Source organism: Phycicoccus endophyticus, assembly GCF_011326735.1.
Classification (GTDB): Bacteria; Actinomycetota; Actinomycetes; order Actinomycetales; family Dermatophilaceae; genus Phycicoccus; species Phycicoccus endophyticus.
Genome location: NZ_JAANCN010000015.1, coordinates 65,012 through 84,882 on the forward strand (window position 1 = coordinate 65,012; position 19,871 = coordinate 84,882).

The window sequence follows — 19,871 nt, forward strand, 5'->3', positions numbered from 1 at the left end:
ATGCCCGCCCGCCCCGTCGACGCCACCGAGGGGCTCGACGCGTCGCGGCTGCACTACCCCGAGCACCTGCCGGTCGTCGCTCGCCGGGCGGACCTGCTCGCCGCGATGCGCGAGCACCAGGTGGTCGTCGTCGCGGGGGAGACCGGCTCGGGCAAGACCACGCAGCTGCCCAAGATGCTCCTCGAGCTCGGCCGGGGCGCCGGGGGAGCCCAGATCGGGCACACCCAGCCCCGGCGGATCGCGGCCCGCTCGGTGGCCGAGCGGATCGCCGAGGAGATGCACGTCGAGCTCGGCGGGCTCGTCGGCTACCAGGTGCGCTTCGGCGACCACAGCAGTGACGCGACCCGCCTGAAGGTGATGACCGACGGCATCCTCCTGTCCGAGATGCAGCGCGACCGCGAGCTGCGCCGGTACGACACGATCGTCATCGACGAGGCCCACGAGCGCAGCCTCAACATCGACTTCATCCTCGGCTACCTCAAGCAGCTGCTCCCGCGCCGGCCCGACCTCAAGGTCGTCATCACCTCGGCGACCATCGACCCGGAGCGGTTCGCGCGGCACTTCGGCACGGACGCACGGGGGCAGAGCGTCCGCGAGGTGCCGGTGCTCGAGGTGTCCGGGCGCACCTTCCCCGTCGAGGTCCGCTACCGGCCCCTCGTCGAGCTCGACCCGGACGGCCGCCACGTGGTCGCCGAGAAGGACCAGGTGACCGGAGTCGTCGAGGCCGTCGAGGAGCTGTGGACCGAGGCGCCGCCGAGCCCCGAGGCCACCGACATCCTCGTGTTCTTCTCCGGCGAGCGCGAGATCCGCGACGCCGCGGAGGCGCTCGAGGCGCTGCGCCTGCCCCGCACCGAGGTGCTGCCCCTGTTCGCCCGGCTCTCGGCGGCCGAGCAGCACCGGGTGTTCCGGCGCACCGGCGGCCGGCGGATCGTCCTCGCGACGAACGTCGCCGAGACCTCGCTCACCGTGCCCGGCATCGGCTACGTCGTCGACACCGGCACCGCCCGGATCAGCCGCTACAGCCAGCGCACCAAGGTGCAGCGCCTGCCCATCGAGCCGGTGAGCCGCGCCAGCGCCGCCCAGCGTGCCGGCCGGTGCGGGCGCGTGGCGCCCGGGGTGTGCATCCGGCTGTACTCCGAGGAGGACCTCGAGGCGCGCGAGGAGTTCACCGAGCCCGAGATCCAGCGCACCTCGCTCGCCTCGGTCATCCTCCAGATGACCTCGCTCGGCCTGGGCGACGTCGCGCGCTTCCCCTTCGTCGACCCCCCGGACGCGCGCCAGGTGGCCGACGGCGTGCGCCTGCTCGAGGAGCTCGGGGCGTTCTCGGCCGACGAGCGCGGCGCCGGCCGGCACCGGGGCCGGGGGCGCCGGCTCACCGCGACCGGGCGCACCCTGGCCCGGATGCCGCTGGACCCGCGGCTCGCGCGGATGGTCGTCGAGGCGGGCCGGCTCGGCTGTACGCGCGAGGTGCTCGTCCTCGTCGCCGCGCTGTCGATCCAGGACCCTCGCGAGCGGCCGGTGGACAAGGAGGCCCAGGCGGCTCAGCAGCATGCCCGCTTCACGGACGAACGCTCCGACTTCGCCGCGTACCTGACGCTGTGGCGCTACCTTCGGACACAGCAGAAGGAGCTCTCGCACGGCGCGTTCCGGCGGATGTGCAAGAACGAGTACCTCCACTACCTGCGCATCCGGGAGTGGCAGGACCTGCACGCCCAGCTCCGGCGGGCCACCCGGCAGGCGCGCATCGACCCCGACCTCGCGACGGCCGCCCAGGATGCCGACCCCGACTGGGACACGGTGCATCGCGCGCTGCTCGCCGGGCTGCTGTCGCACGTGGGCGTGCGCGACCAGGTCCGCCGCGAGTACCTCGGGGCTCGCGGCGCGCGGTTCGGGATCAGCCCCGGCTCGGCCCTGTTCCGGCGCACGCCGGAGTACGTGATGGCCGGCGAGCTCGTCGAGACCTCCCGGCTGTGGGCGCGCACCGTCGCCGTCATCGACCCGGCGTGGGCGGAGGAGGCCGGGGCACACGTCGTGACCCGCACGGTGAGCGAGCCGCGGTGGAGCAAGAAGGCCGGGGCCGCCGTGGCCACCGAGCGCGTCACGCTCTACGGCGTCCCCCTCGTCACCGACCGCACCGTCCAGTACGCGCGGGTCGACCCCGAGGCCAGCCGCGACATCTTCATCCGCAGCGCGCTCGTCGAGGGCGACTGGGACCCCCGGCACGACTTCTGGGCGCAGAACCGGCGGACGCTGGCCCGGGTGGCCGAGCTCGAGGAGCGCGCCCGGCGCCGGGACATCGTCGTCGACGACGACGTCGTGTACGCGTTCTACGACGCGCGGCTCCCCGCGGACGTCGTCAGCGAACGCCACTTCGACCGGTGGTGGCGCGGCGAGCGTCGACGCCGGCCGGACCTGCTCACCCTCAGCGAGGCGGACCTCACCTCCGACGCCGCCGGGTCGGTGTCGGCCGCCGACTACCCGCGCACCTGGCGCCAGGGCGACCTCGAGCTCGACGTCACCTACCAGTTCGCCCCGGGGCAGGAGGCCGACGGCGTCACCGTCCACGTGCCCGTCACCGTCCTCAACCGCGTGCGGCCCGAGGGGTTCGACTGGCAGGTCCCCGGGCTGCGCGAGGACCTCGCCGTCGCCCTCCTGCGCTCGCTCCCGAAGGTGACCCGCCGCCACTTCGTCCCGGCGCCGGACCACGCGGCCGCCGCCCTGCGCGAGGCCGACCCCGACGCCGGACCGCTGACCAGCGAGCTGGCCCGGGTCCTGAGGGAGCGGACCGGGGTCCGGGTCGACCCGGCCGACTTCGACCTCGCGCGGGTGCCCGACCACCTGCGGGTGACGTTCGCCCTCGAGCGCCCCGGCCGGCGCGGGCCTCGGGTCGTCGCCTCCGGCAAGGACCTCGAGGCCCTGCGCGAGCAGGCGGGGGGCGCGGTCCGCGAGGGGATGGCGCGGGCCGGGGCCTCGCTCGAGCGCAGTGGCATCACGGCGTGGGACGTCGCGACGGTGCCCGAGACGTTCGAGGGCCGGGCCGGCGGGCAGACCGTCCTGGGCTACCCGGCGCTCGTCGACGAGGGGGACAGCGTCGCCCTGCGCGTGCTGCCGGACGCCGGCTCGGCCGCGGCGGCCCACCGGGCCGGAGTGCGCCGGCTGCTCCTGCTGGGCACGAGCGCCCCGTGGAAGCGCGTCCTCGGCCGGCTGAGCAACGCCCAGAAGCTCGCCCTCGCGGACAACCCGCACGGGTCGGTGCCGGCCCTGCTCCAGGACTGCCTCGACGCAGCGGTCGACGACCTCGTCGCCGAGCACGTCACGGGGCCGGTCCGCACCCCGGAGGCGTTCGAGGCGGCGCTGGCGGCGGTCCGCGCGCACGCCGCCACCCGGGTCCTCGTCGTCGTCGAGGCCGTCGAACCCGTGCTCGTCCTCGCCGCACAGGTGCGCCGGACGCTCGAGGCGCTCGGGCGCGCCACCACGGCGCCGTCGACCGCCGCCGCCCGGGCCGACGTGCGCGCCCAGCTCGACGGCCTCGTCCGGCCGGGGTTCGTCGCCGCGACCGGCCGCGGGCGGCTGGCGGACCTCCAGCGCTACCTGCGGGCGGCCCAGCACCGTCTCGAGCGGGCGGCGACCAACCCGCGAGAGCCGGTCCTGCAGGAGCAGGTGGACGCCGTCGAGACCGCCTACGCCGACCTCCTCGAGCGCCTCCCGGCGGCGCGGCGGCAGGCTCCCGAGGTGGCCGAGATCGGCTGGCTCGTCGAGGAGCTGCGCGTCAGCCTGTTCGCCCAGGCCCTCGGGACGGCCGTGCCGGTGTCCGAGAAGCGGGTCCGCCGCGCCATCGCCGCCGTCGACGGCTGACGCCGCCCTCGGGCCCCAGGTGGCGCAGGCGGGAATCCGGGGCCGCGGCCGGACGTTCCATGGTGGACGAGCACCACCGTGAAAGGTTTCTGCCGTGCTGAACCCCACCGACCTGTACCGCATCGAGTCCGACACCGACGCCGACGGCTCACGCCCCGGCGTCCTCCTCGTGCTGCTCGGCGGCTTCGTCGACGCCGGCCAGATCCAGGACACCCTCGGCACCCACCTGCTGGAGACCGGGGAGCCGGAGGTCGTCGCCTCCTTCGACGTCGACCAGCTGCTCGACTACCGCGGGCGGCGCCCCGCGATGGTCTTCGACGCCCACCGCTGGGAGGAGTACGACGACCCGGCGATGCTCCTGCACCGGCTCCACGACCGCGACGGGCAGCCGTACTACCTGCTCACCGGTCCCGAGCCGGACTACCAGTGGGAGCGCACGGTCGAGGCCGTGCGGGGGCTCGCCGACCGCCTCGGGGTCACCCTCGTCGTGACGACCAACGGCATCCCCATGGGCGTGCCGCACACCCGGCCCGTGGGGATGACCCCGCACGCCACCGACGACGCACTCGTCGGGGAGGCGCGCTCGCCCTTCGGGCGGGTGCAGGTGCCGGCGGCCTTCTCGGCGCTGCTCGAGCTGCGGCTCGGCGAGGCCGGCCGGCAGGCGCTCGGCTTCGCCGTCCACGTGCCGCACTACCTCGCCGGCTCGGAGTGGGCCGAGGGCGCCCTGGCGGCGCTCGGCGCGATCACCGACGCCACCGGGCTGAACCTGCCCAACGACGAGCTCGTCGAGCGGGCGCGGGCCAACCAGCAGGCCATCGCCGCCGAGGTCGCCAACAGCGAGGAGGCCCGGCAGGTCATCAGTGCCCTCGAGCAGCAGTACGACGCGTTCGTCGAGGGCCAGGCCCGCCCGAGCCTGCTCGCGACCGAGACCTCGCAGATCCCGTCCGCCGACGAGCTGGGCGCCGAGTTCGAGGACTTCCTGCGCAGCGTCAACGACGACGACTGACGGGCACCCGAGGGAACCGCGCGGCAGCGCTCACCCCTTGGCCTCCGACCAGCGCGCGAGCACCGAGGTGTCGGCGACGAACCGCACCGGCGCGCCAGCCGACCATCGTCGGGCGGAGTCGGTGAGGGCCACCTCGACCCGGCGCACCGCCTCGTCGGCGGCCGCCCGGGGGACGTGCAGGAGCAGCTCGTCGTGCAGGCAGAGCACCACCGCGGCCCCGAGCTCCCCGACCGATGCCCGCACCGTGGCCGCCCACGCCTTGAACAGCTCGGCCGCCGACCCCTGGATCACGGCGTTGCGCGCGAACCGGCCGCGGGCCGCGTCCAGTGCGGGGTCGGCCCCGGGTGGGCGGCTCGCGAGGAAGCGGCCGGTGGGCACGAGGCGCCCGCCGAAGGTGCGCAGGTCCTCGCCCCGGCGCCCCGCCGCGTAGGCCCGGTCGAGCAGGCCCATCGCCACGGGGTAGGCGGCCTCGAGGCCGCGTAGGGCCTCACCGGCCGCGCCGCTGCGCTGGCCGTACATCGCCGCGAGGACGGCGACCTTGGCCACCGGGCGTTGCACGCCGAGCCGCTGCGCGACCGGCGCGTAGAGGTCGTCCTCCGCGGTGGCCGCGGCGAACGCGGCGTCCCCGCTGACGACGGCGAGCACCCGGGGCTCCACCTGCCCGAGGTCGGCGCGGACCAGGACGTGGCCGGGGTGGGCGGCGACGCCCGGCCGCAGGGCCGCGGGGAGGTTGTGCAGCCCGTTCTCCGCGGTCATCCGGCCGGCAGCACCGTCGCAGGCGCTCCACCGTCCCCGGAGGCGGTCGTCGGCCCCGACGTGGGCCTCCAGCCAGCGGTAGCCGTAGGTCGTCGCGATCCGCTCGTCCCGCCGCCAGTCCAGCAGCGCCCCGACGAGCGGGTGCACGTCCCGGTACGGCTCGAGGACCCACTTGCGCGTGTTCGGGACGTCCACCCCGACGGCGGCGAGCAGCTCGCGCACCTGGGCCGGGTTGCGCAGGTCGGTGGACTCGCGGCCGGGGACGTGAGCGAGGACGCGGGCGTCGCGGGCGCGCCGTGCCGCCGCCTCCGCGGCGACGTCGGCCGGCCGGGGACCGGCCGCACCGGCGACGAGCTCCTCGGTGCGCGCCCGGTCCAGGGGCAGCCCGTCGCGCTCCAGCTCGAGGCAGAGCAGGGCGGCGGCGGACTCCGAGGCGACCGTCGAGGGCAGCCGGGACGAGACCTGCTGCGCCTGCGCGAGCTGACGGCGGGCCGTGCCGAGCGCGGCCTCGGCCCACGGCCGCAGGTGCTCGGGGTCGGCGAGCCACCGGACGTGGTCGGCCCGCAGGTGCCCCGCGGGGTCGACGAGCTCCTCCGGCGGGAGCGGGTCGGTGGCACCCACGAGGTCGAACAGGTCGCCGCGCGGCGGCGCGGGCACGCTGCCCGCGGACAGGCCGTGCGCGCCGGCCCAGGCGAGCGGGGGGCCCGCCTCGAGGCCGCCGTGGAGGAGGCGGTGGGCCTCGGCGACGTCCCACGCCCGCGCCAGGTGCACGCCGGCGCCGACGACCTGCCGGGCCGCGCCCTCGGCCGACCACCACACCCACCGGGGGCGGTGGCCGCGCTCGACCTCGCCGACCGTGGCGGCGAGCTCGGGCGCTGGGACGTGCGCGAAGGAGCCGTCCGGCCGCAGCAGGCCGTACCCGCCCGTGGGGCCCGCGACGAGCACCGCCACCTCGCCCGAGAGCATGCGCCGAGCCTACGGCCGGGCACCGTCGGCGCGGGCCGCGCCCGCGACCGTCGGGGGCCGCCCCGACGTGGCAGGATGGCCGGAGCCGGACAGGCGGCCGGCGAGGCGCCGCCCCCGGCCGACGAGGGAGGACGCCGTGGGACTGCTCGACCGAGGCCGCCGCCGCAAGGAGGCCGTCGAGGACACCCGCTCCGCCCTCGAGCGCGCCGCCGACCACCCGCAGGACGACGGGGTGCTCAGCCGCCAGGCGGTGCGGGTCGTCGACGAGATCCTCGACATCGGCATCGACGGCAAGGGGTGGTTCTCCTCGGCGGCCGAGGTCGCCGATGCCGCCCTGCGCGCGGCCGGTGGCGACCGCGAGCGGGCCGTCGAGGCCATCGTGCGCTCGCACACCCTGCGCGCCGGCGCCGAGGGGTTCGTCACCGGGCTCGGCGGCTTCGTCACCCTCCCCGTCGCGCTCCCGGCCAACGTCGTCGCGTTCTACGCCCTCGCGACCCGGATGACCGCGGCCGTCGCCCGGGTGCGCGGGCACGACATCTCCCTGCCGCAGGTGCGCACCGCGGTGCTGCTCATCCTCGCCGGTGCCGACGCCGACGACCTGCTCGCCAAGGCCGGTGTCGTGGCTCCGGTCGGTGGCCTCGCCGACCTCGTGGCCCAGCGGCTGCCGGGGCCGGCCGCGATGGTCGTCAAGAAGGGCGTCTTCTTCAAGCTCGTCGCGAGCACCGGTAAGGGCGTGCTCTCCCGGTTCGGCCGTGGCGTCCCGGTCGTCGGCGGCGCGGTCGGTGCCGGTCTCGACGCCGTCCTGCTGCGCCGGCTCGCCGCCGACGTGCGCCGCGAGTTCCCGGCCGCGGGCCCGCCCGCGGCCGGCTGACCGCCCCAGCCCACCCGTCCCGCGGCACCGCCCGCCAGACCCGGCAGCAGCCGGCCAGGAGGTCCCCCCCATGCCCAGAGCACGCACGTTCGCCTACGTCGGCGCCCTCGGCCGGGCCGTCCGGCTCGCCACCCGGCCCGGCGGGCCCTCGCTGGGAGAGCGCGCCTCCGCCCTCCCGCGGATGGTCCACGCCGTGCGCTCCGGGCAGTACCGCGGGACCTCGCTCGGCAAGCTCGCCCTCGTGGCCGCCGGGACGGCGTACGTCGTCTCGCCGGTCGACCTGCTCCCGGAGGGGGTGCTCGGGGTCCTCGGCCTCGCCGACGACGCCATGGTGCTCGGCTGGGTCGCGACGACGCTCGTCGAGGAGACCGAGCGGTTCCTCACCTGGGAGGCCGAGCAGGGGCGAGGGCCGCAGGACCCGCCGACCGTCCCCTCCGACGTCGTCGACTGACCGGCGCGGGCGTCCGGCTCGGCGGCTCTGTGGACCGAGCGCCTGGGCGGCCCGCGCGGGCCGTCCACAGTCGTCCGGGCCGACCCCCGTCGTCCACAGCCCGGGCCCGGCCCCTTCCGCGCGGGCCGGTCCGCGACGAGCGTGGCCGCATGACAGACCACCTCACCGTCGACGGGCCCGCGCAGCTGCTCGTGGTCCTTCCCTACCAGCTCGGCTACCACCCCCGCCGCAGCGTCCTGGCCCTCGGCCTGGACCGGCGCCGGGTCCGGTTCGTCGCCCGGGCCGACCTGCCCCCTCCGGGGGAGGTCGAGGAGACCGTGGCGGCCCTCGTCGGGCCGCTGCGTCGTGAGGCCCGCGGGCCCGTCCTCGTCCTCGGCTACGAAGACGAGCCCGAGGAGTCCGCGCCCGTCGTGCTGGCCCTCGTCGACGCCCTCGAACGCGGCGGGACACAGGTCGCCGACATCGTCGTCGTGCGTGCCGGGCGCTGGTACTCCCCGGCGTGCTCCGCAGGCTGCTGCCCCGAGGAGGGCCGAGCCCTCCCCCCGGCGGAGTCGGTGCCCGCGGTGGCCGAGCTCGTCGGGCTCGGCCTGGCCCCGCTGCCCGACCGCGCGGCCGTCGGGCGGCTGCTCGAGGCCGAGGACGGTGCTGCCGGGGTCGGCCGGTCACTCGGCGCGCTCGGCGAGGACCCGGCCCGGCGACGACGCGAGGGGGTGCTGGCCTGGGCACGGCTGCTCGAGCAGCCGGGGGAGGAGCCCGCGGGCCCCCCGCCGGACGAGCTCGTCGTCCCGGCCGTCGCCGCGCTGCGCGACATCCCGCTGCGCGACGCGCTCATCGGCTGGCTGGCGCCCGGTGTCGTCCCCCGCTCCCGCCTCGAGCCGGTGGTGCTCGCCCTGCTCGAGCGTCGGCTGCCCCGGCGCGCCGGCCTGGGCACGTGGCGTCCCGGGGGTGTCGACCCCGACGAGCGGCCGGCGGTGCTCGAGCGGCTGCTGGCGGTGTGCCGCCGGGTGCCCGACGAGCGGCCGACCGAGGCCGCGGCCGTCTGCACGACCGCGGCCCACCTGGCCTGGCAGGCCGGCGACGGTGCGGTGGCCCGCTCGGCGCTCGAGCGGGCGTTGCGGGTCGAGCCCGGCTACCGGTTGGCGCAGCTGCTCGCTCGGCTGATCGCCCTCGGGCTGCGTCCGGACCAGCTGCTCGACCGGGCCGGCTGACCGGGCCGGGGGACCGGGCCGGCGGTGGCTCAGCCCGCGGGACGGTGGACCGCCCGCGGGCCGCGCCGGGGTAGCATCGCGCCAGGTCATGAGTCCCAGTGCCAAACCCCGGTTTGCTGGGCGGCAACCCTCCTCGCGGTGGGGTGCCCCGGGTGATGACCCGGCCGCAGGAACCACTGCGGCAAACGCGAGCTGGAGGAGTCCTGCGATGACCGCCACCCCGACCCGGGGCGCCGGTGCCGTCTGGCGTCCCGGGGACCCCGTCGGAGATCGTCGTTTCGTCGACCTCGGCGACCTGCGCCTGGAGCGTGGCGGCGTCCTGCCCGGCGTGCGGCTCGCCTACGAGACCTGGGGCACGCTCTCGCCCTCGGGTGACAACGCCGTCCTCGTCGAGCACGCGCTGACCGGGGACAGCCACGTCGTCGGCGAGGCCGGTCCCGGGCACCCCACACCGGGCTGGTGGCCCGGGCTGGTCGGCCCGGGAGCGCCCCTGGACACCGACCGGCTGTTCGTCGTCGCGGCGAACGTCCTCGGGGGCTGCCAGGGCAGCACCGGGCCGTCGTCCGACGCCCCCGACGGGCGGCCCTGGGGCGGGCGCTTCCCCTTCCTGACCATCCGCGACCAGGTGGCCGCCGAGGCGGCGCTCGCCGACGCCCTCGGCATCCGGCGCTGGCATCTCGTCCTCGGTGGGTCGATGGGCGGGATGCGCACCCTGGAGTGGGCCACGAGCGAGCCCGAGCGGGTCGAGCGGGCGCTCGTGCTCGCCGCCTCGGCGGCGGCGAGCGCCGACCAGGTCGCCTGGTGCCAGCCCCAGCTGCTCGCCATCCGGCACGACCCCGACTACCAGGGTGGGGACTACTACGGCACCGGCCGCGCCCCGCTCACCGGGCTCGGCATCGCCCGCCGGATCGCGCACACCACCTACCGGCACGAGGAGGAGCTCGACGACCGGTTCGGCCGTCGCCCGCGGGTCGGGGAGGACCCGCTCGGCGGCGGCGGCCGCTACGACATCGAGAGCTACCTCGACCACCACGCGACCAAGCTGGCCCGCCGGTTCGACGCCAACAGCTACCTCGTGCTCTCCGAGGCGATGAACAGCCACGACGTCGGGCGCGGCCGGGGAGGGGTGGACGCGGCGCTGCGGGCCTACCCGGGTGTGCTGCACGTCGCCGGCGTGCGGACCGACCGGCTCTACCCGCTGCGGCTGTCGGAGGAGATCGCCCGGGCCCGGCCGGGCACCGGGCTGAGCGTCATCGAGTCCGCGCACGGGCACGACGGCTTCCTCGTCGAGCTCGACCAGGTCGGCCGGGTCGTGCAGGAGGTGCTCTCGGCGACGGTCCCCTCCCGCTGCGGTACGGTCGGGTGAGAGTTGCACCGAGCCGAGCAGGAGGACATCGTGACGATCGTCGTGGGGTTCGTCCCGACGAAGGAGGGCCGGGCGGCCTTGACCCGAGCGGTCGAGGAGGCCAAGAGCCGCGGGAGCCGGCTGGTCGTCATCAACTCCCACCGGGGCGGCATCGACGACGAGACGATGCGCGCCGCCGAGGACGAGCTGCGCCAGGCCACCGCCGAGGTCGAGGCCTCCGGAGCGCAGGTCGAGGTGCGTCAGCTCGTCCGGGGCAACGAGCCGGCCGAGGACCTCATCGCGGTGGCGAGCGAGACCGACGCCGACCTCATCGTCATCGGTCTGCGGCGTCGCACGCCGGTCGGCAAGCTCATCCTCGGATCCAACGCGCAGCGCATCCTCCTCGACGCGCCCTGCGCCGTCCTGGCCGTCAAGGGCTGACGACGGCCTCCGGCCGTGTGCTGCACCGCGGCTCGCTGGCCACACCCGGCGCGTTCGGCGCCTCGTGGACCCCGGGGATGTGCCTCGAGGGGGTGTCCAAAGTTATAATGGTCATGCGCACCTGGCCCAACGGCGCGGAACCTGTTGGTCGGAGCGCCTCCCCGGACCCCACCCCGCATCCCGGACCCTCGCGTCCCGGGCTCGCGGTCATCCGCGACGAAAGGTAGTCGGTGTCGCCTGTGTCCACACCCTCCTCCCCCCCGAGCGCCCTCCCTCCGGAGTTCTCCCACACCGCCCTGCAGACCCTCGTGCGGCAGGGCCGGACCACCGGCTCGGTGACGGGGGAGCAGGTCGCGGAGGCGATGCGGGCCGCCGACGTGCGCCCGAACCGCGGGCGTGTCGTGCTGCGCGCGCTCGGCGAGCAGGGCATCGAGGTCCGGCACGACGACGCCCGGGGGGTGGCGGCGGCCGCGACCCGCACCGCGAAGAAGTCCGCGGCCACGGCCTCGGCGGGCGGCACGGGCAAGACCGCGACCACGACCAAGACCGCGGCCAAGACCGCGAAGAAGTCCTCCACCGCGAAGGCCGACGGCCAGGCGGCGCCCGCGAAGAAGTCCGCGGCCTCCTCCTCGACCACCCGCAAGGCCGCCGCCAGCGCGGCCGGCGGGGCCTCGGCGGCGAAGAAGGCCACCCCCGCGAAGAAGGCCACGACGAAGAAGGCGACGAAGAAGGCCACGACGACGCCCGAGGGCGAGGAGCCGCCGGAGGACCTGCAGGACGAGGCGGTCGACGGCGAGGACTCCCTCGAGGTCGACGGCGCCGGTACCGAGGACTCCGCGGCCACGGAGGAGACCGCCGCGGGCGAGGACGGCGAGGAGACCGCCGCGGCCCGCCCCACCGGGTCGGACTCCGAGGACGCCGGGTTCGTCATGAGCAACGACGACGAGGACGCCCCGGCCCAGCAGGTCGTCACCGCCGGCGCGACCGCGGACCCCGTCAAGGACTACCTCAAGCAGATCGGCAAGGTGGCCCTGCTCAACGCCGAGCAGGAGGTCGAGCTCGCCAAGCGGATCGAGGCCGGGCTGTTCGCCGAGGAGACGCTCAACTCCGGCGAGAAGCTCGACATGAAGCTCAAGCGTGAGCTGTGGTGGATCGCCCAGGACGGCAAGAAGGCCAAGAACCACCTGCTCGAGGCCAACCTGCGCCTCGTCGTCAGCCTCGCCAAGCGCTACACCGGCCGCGGCATGCTCTTCCTCGACCTCATCCAGGAGGGCAACCTCGGCCTCATCCGGGCGGTCGAGAAGTTCGACTACACCAAGGGCTACAAGTTCTCCACGTACGCGACGTGGTGGATCCGCCAGGCCATCACCCGCGCGATGGCCGACCAGGCCCGCACCATCCGCATCCCGGTCCACATGGTCGAGGTCATCAACAAGCTCGCCCGCGTGCAGCGCCAGATGCTCCAGGACCTCGGGCGCGAGCCGACCCCGGAGGAGCTGGCGACCGAGCTCGACATGACGCCGGAGAAGGTCGTCGAGGTCCAGAAGTACGGGCGTGAGCCGATCTCGCTGCACACCCCGCTCGGCGAGGACGGCGACAGCGAGTTCGGCGACCTCATCGAGGACTCCGAGGCGGTCGTCCCCGCGGACGCGGTGAGCTTCACCCTCCTGCAGGAGCAGCTGCACAGCGTCCTGGACACCCTCTCGGAGCGGGAGGCCGGCGTGGTCTCGATGCGCTTCGGCCTGACCGACGGCCAGCCGAAGACGCTCGACGAGATCGGCAAGGTCTACGGCGTCACCCGCGAGCGGATCCGCCAGATCGAGTCCAAGACGATGTCCAAGCTGCGCCACCCGAGCCGCAGCCAGGCGCTGCGCGACTACCTGGACTGAGCCCCGGCCGACTCCCGCCCGCTGCGCTCCGGCGGGGCGCCGCTCTCCGGCCCGCCCCGCCGACCCAGGCGGAGCACCGAGCGCCAGTGCCGCCGACCCTCCTCGGGCAGGAGCAGCGCCCGCAGCCGGTCGACGCGGCGGCGCCGGCCGAGCGCCCCCCGCCACACCGTGCGCACCTGCGCGCTCACGTCCGGGACGGGGGCGCCCGGCGGTGCGTAGCGGGCCTGCTCGAGCGCCTCGACGACGCTCGCGAGCGCAGCGCTCTCCTCGGCGTCCAGGTAGGCCGCGCGGGAGAGCTCCCGGGAGGCCTGCCGTGGGGTCGCGCCGTCGCGGGGCACCAGGCCCACGTCCCCGAGCCGCAGCAGCAGGGACTGCCACTGGGCCTCGAGCCGGCCGGCATCGTCGCGGGTGCGGGCCCGTCGCCGGGAGAGCCACGCGCCGAGCGGGGTCAGCGCGCCGAGGACGAGGACGGCGAGGACACCGAGCAGCGTCGGCCAGCGCGCCACGAGCACCTGGAGCACGCCGGTGGACCCGGTGTCCACGCTCACGTCCTCCGGCGCGTCCGCGGGGAGGTCCTCCTCGGGGCGCGTGGAGTCCTGCCCGGTCGAGGTCGCGGACGAGGTCGGCTCCGGTGAGGCGCTGCCCTCGGTCGTGGTGGACTCGCGCGTGTACGCGGGGGAGAGGCCGCTGCGTACGCCGGGCGTCGGCTCGAAGCGCATCCAGCCCAGCTCGGGGAACCACAGCTCGGGCCAGGCGTGGGCGTCGGTCACCCGGACCACCCGCTGGTCGCCGTCCACCGTCCCGGGCAGGAAGCCCACGGCCATCCGGGCGGGGATGCCGGCCTCGCGCGCGAGCATGACCATGGCGCTCGCGAACTGCACGCAGTAGCCACGCCGGGTGTCGAGGAAGCGCACGAGCGGCTCCTCGTCCTGCAGGCCCTGGCCGGTGTCCTCGGCGAGCTCCTCGGAGTAGGTGAAGTCCGACCCCCGCAGGTAGTCCTGGATCGCCGTGGCGACCTCGAGGGGGGTGTCCCCGGCGTCGGTGAGGTTCTCGAGCACCTCGGCGAGCCGCTGTTCGGCGAGCGCGTCGACGAGCAGGTCCTCCTCGTCGGGGGCGCTCGCGGCCGGGGTCTGGCCGAACTGCTCGGGCTCGGGGGCCAGGACGGCGTACTCCACGCTGTACTGCTCCACGGCGGCGGTGAGCTCGACGACGTCGCCGGCGGTGAGCCGCCAGGTACCGGCCGGGAAGGGCGAGCCGACGGCGTTGGCCGGCAGCGCCACCTGCGGTACCCCGACGGAGTTCGAGGTGACCTCGAGCTGCTCGGTGGTCCGCTTGACCTGCGGGTTCGCCGAGGTGCCGGGCAGCTCACCGGTCCGGGAGAGAGCGGTGCTCGAGGAGGACTGCCAGCGCCCGGAGCGGTACCGGTCGAGGACGCCGACCCGCAGGGGCTCGGGGTCGCTCGCCGTGGTGGTGTAGGTGAGGACGGGGTCGCTGGAGCGGCTCGCGAGGTCCCGGGCGATGTCGATGCTCGTCGACAGCCGCACCGTGCCCCCGCTGCCGATCCCGGCCCCGCTGCGCCCGAGCCCCTCGGCGACGTACGTCGGCGGCAGGTGGGGGACCAGGGCCGGGACGACGACGGCGGCGACGAGGGCGAGGGCGCCGATGCCGCGCCCGACGCGCTCGACCGCGCTCGCGGGGTCTCGCGACGGGTCGGTCTCGGTGCCACCGCCCCAGGCGCGCACGGCCCGCACCCCCTGGCGGCCGACGAGGGCCAGCCAGGCGAGCCCCGGCGGCACGAGGTACCAGGCGGTGAGCCCGGTCCCGGTGTTCGTCGCGGACGCGAGGAAGGCCGCGAGCAGCGGCAGCCCCGCGAGGGCGGGGGTGCGGTAGGTGACCGCGACCGCGTCGGTCGCCACCGCCGTGAGCCCGACGAGCAGGCTGATCGCGAGCGTCGTGCCGCGGTCGGCGGGCGCGGGCGCGCTGTACGTGGTCACCGTGTGGTACGCGTCGGTGAGCAGCACCCCCACGGCGTGCGCGGTGTCGAGCGTCGGCACCAGCCCCCCGGCGAGGTGCCCACGGCCGTGGAGGAGGGCGAACCCCTCGAGCCCGACGAGGGTCTGCCCGAGGACGACGAGCGGGCGAGGCGACCCGAGCGCGCGCAGCACGGCGCCCGCGCCGGCGACGAGCGCCACGAGCAGGAACGCCGGGCGGGCCCACGCCCCGGCCGGCGTGAAGAGCTGCCCGAGCGGCAGGGTCACCAGGACCACCGCGAGCGCGGCGAGCGCGGTGTCCGCGGGGCGGGCCCGGGTCACCGTGACCCCGCGAACGTGCCGGAGACGACCGCCGACCAGGCCTCGGCCGGCCCCGTGGTGCCGCCGGAGACCGTGGTCAGCCAGCCCGAGGCCCGCAGCAGGGCGGCCGTCGCACCGGCGGGGGACAGGTCTGCGGTCGGGGCGCCCGGCAGCCGCGCGAACCCGGCGGGGTCGACGAGCAGGGCCACGCCCGTCGCGCCGGGCTGGCGCAGTGCGGCAAGAGTACGGGCATCCTCGTCGCCGAGCGGTCCGCCGACGTAGACGACCAGGCCGCCCTGGGCGGTCAGGGCGCTCGCGGCGTGCAGCAGGTGACGCATCGCGTCCTCGCCCTCGGGCCGGACGCGGGCCAGCGCGTCGAGGGCGCCGTCGAGGGTGTCGTCGTGCCGGGTGCCGGTGTCGGCCCCGGCGTCGGTCGTCAGCACGTGGACCGCGTGGGCCCCCTCGGCGAGGTGGGCGGCCACCGAGGCGGCCGCCGTGACACACCACTCGAGCGACCCGGAGCGCGCCGACCCTGCGTGCCCGACCGCGCGGGAGTCCAGGACGAGGACCGCGCGACGCTTCGCGGGCCGGTCCTCCTGGCGCACCATGAGGTCTCCGGTGCGTGCCGTCGCCGGCCAGTGGATCCGGCGCAGGTCGTCGCCGTCGCGGTAGCCCCTGATCGTCTGGTCGTCCTCGCCGTGCAGGGCCACCATGTGGGGGATCGAGCCCTCGCTGCCGATACCCCGCCCGAGCGAGCGACCCGCGCAGAGCGGGACCACCGTGGGCAGGACGACGACCTCGGCCTGTCCGCGGACGGCAGCCGTGCGCAGGGTGAGCCCGAAGGGGTCGCGCACCCGGACGCGCAGGGGGCCCACGTGGTGCACCCCCCGCAGCCGGGAGCGGACCGTGTACTGCACCTCCCGGGTCGTCCCGGGCCGCATCCGGTCCAGGACGACACGCGGGCGGTCGCCGAGGGCGGGGTCGACGGCCTCCTCGGCCATGAGGACGGGGGTCGTGGCCGACTCGCCGTTGCGCACGCGCAGCGTGACGACGCACTGTCCACCCGCCGCGACCCGGCCGGGGGAGAGCGTGCGCGAGACCTGCAGGTGCAGGCCGTGCCAGCGGGCGAGGACGAGGCTGCCCGCGACGAGGGCGAGCAGCAGCACGCCGACCCGTGTGACGTCGCGCTGGCCGAGCAGGATGCCGGCGGCGGTCAGGGCGAGGCCGCTCCCGGCGAACGAGGCGCCCCTCGTCGTCAGCGTCCGGCGCAGGACGTGCACGGCGCTCAGCGGGTCGGGGCCGGCACCCGGGTCCGCTGCAGCAGGTCGCCGAGGACGTCGGCGGCGGTGCGGCGGGCCATCTGGGTCTCCCCGGTCGGGATGAGCCGGTGGGCCAGGACGGGCACGGCGACCTGCTGGACGTCGTCGGGCAGGACGTGGTCGCGGCCGGACAAGGCGGCGTGCGCCCGGGAGGCGCGCAGCAGGTGCAGGGTGGCCCGGGGCGAGGCGCCCAGCCGTAGCGCCGGGCTGGAGCGGGTGGCCGCGACGAGGTCGACGATGTACTGGCGCAGGGCGGGAGCCGCGTACACCCCGCGTACCGCCTCGACCATCCCCTGGACGGTCGCGGCGTCGGTGACCGGCTGGAGTGCGTCCAGCGGTGAGGCGCCACCGTGCAGCTCGAGCATGTCCAGCTCCGAGCGTGCCGAGGGGTAGCCCATGGAGATCCGGGCCATGAAACGGTCCCGCTGGGCCTCGGGGAGGGGGTAGGTGCCCTCCATCTCGATCGGGTTCTGCGTCGCCATGACGATGAACGGCCGGGGGAGGGTGTACGTGGTCCCGTCGACGGTGACCTGGCCCTCCTCCATCGACTCCAGCAGGGCCGACTGCGTCTTCGGGGACGCCCGGTTGATCTCGTCCCCGACGACGACGTGGGCGAAGATCGCGCCCGGCCGGAACTCGAAGGCGCGCACGTCCTGGTTGTAGACCGAGACCCCGGTGATGTCGCTCGGGAGCAGGTCCGGGGTGAACTGCACCCGGCGGACCGAGGCGTCGATGCACCGCCCGAGCGTCTTGGCCAGCAGCGTCTTGCCGACGCCGGGGACGTCCTCGAGGAGCAGGTGGCCCTCGGCGAGCAGCACGGTGATCGCCATCCGCACCACCGGCTGCTTGCCCTCGATCACCGAGTTCATCGCGCCCGCGAGCCGGCTGGAGACCTGGAGCACCTGGTCGAGCGAGGCGCCACGGGGTGCCGGGTCGTCGCGTGTCGCCTCGCCCGGCGGACGGTCGTGCTCGAGGTCGCTCACAGCGGGTCCCTTCCTCGGGTCGGATCCCTGGCCAACGCCCGGCGCCGACGAGGGGTGCCCTCATCGTGCAACACGAGGCGGCCGCAGGGGGAGGCCCCACCGGTCCCGCGTTCGTCCCCGGGCCCAGGAGGGGCTGGCTGGTGGATTCTGCTCCACTTTGCACCACCACATCTGACCTGGGAAAACACATGTCAACTAGGATCAGCTTCCGCGATTTCATCCCTCTGTGGCACTCTGGTGGAGTAAAGTGGAGCAGGACGGAGCACCGCGGGGCGCTCCGCGGGGTCGAGGAGGTGGCGGCGTGGACGAGTTCCTCGGCACGCACACGCCCCGGCTCGACGAGAAGGGCCGCCTGTTCCTCCCGGCGCGTTTCCGGGGCGCGCTCGCCGAGGGCCTCGTCGTCACGCGCGGGCAGGAGGGCTGCCTCTACGTCTTCCCGACCGCGGAGTTCCACCGCATCTCCGCGCAGATGCAGTCGGTCTCCGGCTCGACCAAGGGCGTTCGCGACTTCGTGCGCGTCTTCCGCGCCAGCGCCCACCCCGACACCCCGGACAAGCAAGGGCGGGTCACCATCCCGGCCCCGCTGCGGGCGTACGCCGGCCTGGAGAAGGACTGCACGGTCATCGGCAACGGCTCCCGCCTCGAGGTCTGGGACACCGCCCGCTGGAGCGAGTACCTCGAGCAGGTCATGCCCGCCTACTCCGACTACTCCGCCGGGTCCGAGGAGGTGGTCCCCGGCCTGTGACCCCACCCGCCCGAGCCCGCCGAGACCACCACCACGCCCCCGAGCGACCCGACAGCCGGCCTCCAGCCGACCCGACACCCGACGCGTCTTCCCCCGCGCCGGGCGCGGCTCGGATGGGGACCCGCCGCCGGGTCGCGCCGCCCCACCCCGCCCCACCGCGAAGGAGTGAGATGACCAGCAGCGGCGATGCCGGCAGCCGGCACGTGCCGGTCCTGCGCGACCGGTGCGTCGAGCTGCTCGAGCCTGCCCTGCAGGCGGCGGGCAGCGTGTGCGTCGACGCGACGCTGGGGATGGGCGGCCACGCCGAGGCGGTCCTCCAGCGGTGCCCGGCCGCCCGGGTCGTCGGCCTGGACCGCGACCCGCAGGCCCTGGCGCTCGCCGAGGAACGGCTCGCGCCGTACGCCGAGCGCTTCACCGCGGTGCACGCCGTCTACGACGAGGTCACCGAGGTCCTCGAGCGGCTCGCCGACGGTACGGCGCGCGGCATCCTCTTCGACCTCGGGGTCTCCTCCCTCCAGCTCGACGAGCCCGAACGGGGCTTCGCCTACCGGCACGACGCGCCCCTGGACATGCGGATGGACCAGACCCGGGGGATGACCGCCGCGGACGTCCTCAACACCTACTCCCACGCCGACCTCGCCCGGGTGCTCTCGACCTACGGGGAGGAGCGCTTCGCCCGGAGGATCGCCGGCGCCGTCGTGCGCGAGCGTGAGGCGGAGCCGTTCACCACCTCCGCCCGGCTCGTCGAGGTCGTCCGATCCGCGGTCCCGGCGGCGGCCCGGCGCACCGGAGGGCATCCGGCCAAGCGGACCTTCCAGGCCCTGCGGATCGAGGTCAACGCCGAGCTCGAGGTGTGGGAGCGCGCCGTGCGCCGCGCCCTGGAGGCCCTCGCGCCGGGCGGGCGGATCGTCGTCCTGTCCTACCACTCGCTGGAGGACCGGATCGCCAAGCGGGCCTTCGCCGAGGGTGCGCACAGCCGCACCCCCCCGGGCATGCCCGTCGAGCTGCCCGAGCTCGCGCCCACCCTGCGGCTGCTCACCCGGGGCGCCGAGGTGCCCTCCGAGGCCGAGCAGCGCGCCAACCCCAGGTCCGCGTCGGCCCGGCTGCGGGCCGCCGAACGCCTCTCGCCGAACGGAGCCACCGGATGACCCAGCACGCGACCGCCCGGCCCCAGGGCCGCCCGGCACCCCGCCGCTCCGGGGCGCCGGCGCGCCGGCTGCGGGTCGTGGCCCAGCCGGCCGGAGCCGGGAGCGGGCTCTTCCTCGCGCTGTGCGTCGCCCTCGTCCTCGGCGGGTTCGTCGGGGTCCTCGTGCTCAACACGGCGATGGCCAAGGGCTCCTTCACGATGCGCGACCTCCAACAGCGCTCCGACGAGCTCGCCGACACCCAGGACGACCTGCAGCACGACCTCGACGCGGTCTCCGGGCCGGGTCCGCTCGCCCGGGAGGCGCGTGCCCTCGGCATGGTCCCGGCGCAGACCGCCGCCTTCCTCCGGCTCCGCGACGGCACGGTCCTCGGCGTGGCGACCAAGGCCACGGCCGACGAGACCTTTAGCGTCGTCACCGAGTCCTCGACGTCCGCCGGCTCCGCCTCGGCCGCGTCCCCGACCACCGCCCCCTCCCGCTGACGACCCCGAGGACCCGGAACCCGTGACCCCGCCTCCCACCCCGCCGCCGGGGCGCCCCCGCCGGGCGCCGGCGCGCCGGAGCGGCCCTCGGCCGGCCGCCGCGCGGGCGACGGGGAGC

At 75.9% G+C, this 19,871-nt stretch carries 15 protein-coding genes and 1 riboswitch; of the genes, 11 read left to right on the forward strand and 4 right to left on the reverse strand.

From position 1 onward, the window contains the following. Positions 1-3,855 carry an ATP-dependent RNA helicase HrpA gene (gene hrpA / locus G8D98_RS13650; protein WP_166104440.1) on the forward strand — a complete coding sequence of 1,285 codons (3,855 nt, stop codon included), beginning with the start codon at positions 1-3 and terminating at the stop codon, positions 3,853-3,855. A gap of 94 nt (positions 3,856-3,949) precedes the next feature. Then, complete coding sequence (locus G8D98_RS13655) at positions 3,950-4,861, forward strand: PAC2 family protein (RefSeq protein WP_166104443.1); 912 nt, start codon at positions 3,950-3,952, stop codon at positions 4,859-4,861. Positions 4,862-4,891: 30 nt separating this feature from the next. Here G8D98_RS13655 and G8D98_RS13660 read toward each other — a convergent pair whose 3' ends face one another. After that, positions 4,892-6,583, reverse strand: a complete 1,692-nt coding sequence (locus G8D98_RS13660; protein ID WP_166104444.1) for a DNA polymerase — start codon at positions 6,581-6,583, stop codon at positions 4,892-4,894. A gap of 136 nt (positions 6,584-6,719) precedes the next feature. Between G8D98_RS13660 and G8D98_RS13665 the strand changes: the two genes are divergently transcribed. From G8D98_RS13665 to G8D98_RS13690, 6 genes are all read left to right on the forward strand, one after another. Beyond that, positions 6,720-7,454 carry an EcsC family protein gene (locus G8D98_RS13665; RefSeq protein WP_229661952.1) on the forward strand — a complete coding sequence of 245 codons (735 nt, stop codon included), beginning with the start codon at positions 6,720-6,722 and terminating at the stop codon, positions 7,452-7,454. A 70-nt stretch (positions 7,455-7,524) separates the two neighbouring features. Next, on the forward strand, positions 7,525-7,905 hold the full coding sequence (locus G8D98_RS13670) for a YkvA family protein (protein WP_166104450.1): 381 nt from the start codon (positions 7,525-7,527) through the stop codon (positions 7,903-7,905). Between the two features lie 149 nt (positions 7,906-8,054). After that, positions 8,055-9,113, forward strand: a complete 1,059-nt coding sequence (locus tag G8D98_RS13675; RefSeq protein WP_166104453.1) for a DUF4192 domain-containing protein — start codon at positions 8,055-8,057, stop codon at positions 9,111-9,113. An 84-nt stretch (positions 9,114-9,197) separates the two neighbouring features. Beyond that, a riboswitch (SAM riboswitch) is annotated at positions 9,198-9,307 on the forward strand. A gap of 14 nt (positions 9,308-9,321) precedes the next feature. Further along, a complete protein-coding gene (gene metX, locus G8D98_RS13680) occupies positions 9,322-10,479 on the forward strand; it encodes a homoserine O-acetyltransferase MetX (RefSeq protein WP_166104456.1) in 1,158 nt (385 codons plus the stop codon). Positions 10,480-10,509: 30 nt separating this feature from the next. Beyond that, the gene (locus G8D98_RS13685) at positions 10,510-10,899 is read left to right on the forward strand and encodes a universal stress protein (RefSeq protein WP_166104458.1); all 390 of its coding nucleotides are present in this window, start codon (positions 10,510-10,512) and stop codon (positions 10,897-10,899) included. Between the two features lie 230 nt (positions 10,900-11,129). Further along, on the forward strand, positions 11,130-12,788 hold the full coding sequence (locus tag G8D98_RS13690) for an RNA polymerase sigma factor (RefSeq protein ID WP_166104461.1): 1,659 nt from the start codon (positions 11,130-11,132) through the stop codon (positions 12,786-12,788). Here the strand turns inward: G8D98_RS13690 and G8D98_RS13695 are convergent. The 3 genes from G8D98_RS13695 to G8D98_RS13705 are packed head-to-tail and all read right to left on the reverse strand — an operon-like array spanning position 12,776 to position 17,381. Continuing rightward, entirely contained in the window at positions 12,776-15,100 is a 2,325-nt protein-coding gene (locus G8D98_RS13695; protein ID WP_166104463.1) for a transglutaminase TgpA family protein, read from the reverse strand. The genes G8D98_RS13690 and G8D98_RS13695 overlap by 13 nt on opposite strands. After that, complete coding sequence (locus tag G8D98_RS13700) at positions 15,097-16,359, reverse strand: DUF58 domain-containing protein (protein ID WP_166104466.1); 1,263 nt, start codon at positions 16,357-16,359, stop codon at positions 15,097-15,099. Before G8D98_RS13700 ends, G8D98_RS13695 begins: the two co-directional genes overlap by 4 nt. A 5-nt stretch (positions 16,360-16,364) precedes the next feature. Beyond that, on the reverse strand, positions 16,365-17,381 hold the full coding sequence (locus G8D98_RS13705; RefSeq protein ID WP_373868505.1) for an AAA family ATPase: 1,017 nt from the start codon (positions 17,379-17,381) through the stop codon (positions 16,365-16,367). A gap of 301 nt (positions 17,382-17,682) precedes the next feature. On the opposite strand from G8D98_RS13705, the gene mraZ reads away from it, so the two are divergent. The 3 genes from mraZ (at position 17,683) to ftsL (ending at position 19,753) form a co-directional block, all read left to right on the forward strand. Continuing rightward, complete coding sequence (mraZ, locus tag G8D98_RS13710) at positions 17,683-18,126, forward strand: division/cell wall cluster transcriptional repressor MraZ (RefSeq protein ID WP_166104469.1); 444 nt, start codon at positions 17,683-17,685, stop codon at positions 18,124-18,126. A gap of 170 nt (positions 18,127-18,296) precedes the next feature. After that, positions 18,297-19,274 (forward strand): 16S rRNA (cytosine(1402)-N(4))-methyltransferase RsmH, encoded by a 978-nt coding sequence (rsmH, locus tag G8D98_RS13715; protein WP_187566793.1) that lies wholly within the window; start codon positions 18,297-18,299, stop codon positions 19,272-19,274. Continuing rightward, positions 19,271-19,753 carry a cell division protein FtsL gene (ftsL, locus tag G8D98_RS13720; RefSeq protein WP_166104474.1) on the forward strand — a complete coding sequence of 161 codons (483 nt, stop codon included), beginning with the start codon at positions 19,271-19,273 and terminating at the stop codon, positions 19,751-19,753. Before rsmH ends, ftsL begins: the two co-directional genes overlap by 4 nt. Positions 19,754-19,871: the final 118 nt, after the last annotated feature.

Excerpts from the sequence above, each read along its gene's own strand:
- hrpA (WP_166104440.1), top strand. The coding sequence starts at position 1 with ATGCCCGCCCGCCCCGTCGACGCCACCGAGGGGCTCGACGCGTCGCGG.
- G8D98_RS13660 (WP_166104444.1), bottom strand. The coding sequence starts at position 6,583 with ATGCTCTCGGGCGAGGTGGCGGTGCTCGTCGCGGGCCCCACGGGCGGG.
- G8D98_RS13670 (WP_166104450.1), top strand. The coding sequence starts at position 7,525 with ATGCCCAGAGCACGCACGTTCGCCTACGTCGGCGCCCTCGGCCGGGCC.
- G8D98_RS13675 (WP_166104453.1), top strand. The coding sequence starts at position 8,055 with ATGACAGACCACCTCACCGTCGACGGGCCCGCGCAGCTGCTCGTGGTC.
- metX (WP_166104456.1), top strand. The coding sequence starts at position 9,322 with ATGACCGCCACCCCGACCCGGGGCGCCGGTGCCGTCTGGCGTCCCGGG.
- rsmH (WP_187566793.1), top strand. The coding sequence starts at position 18,297 with ATGACCAGCAGCGGCGATGCCGGCAGCCGGCACGTGCCGGTCCTGCGC.
- ftsL (WP_166104474.1), top strand. The coding sequence starts at position 19,271 with ATGACCCAGCACGCGACCGCCCGGCCCCAGGGCCGCCCGGCACCCCGC.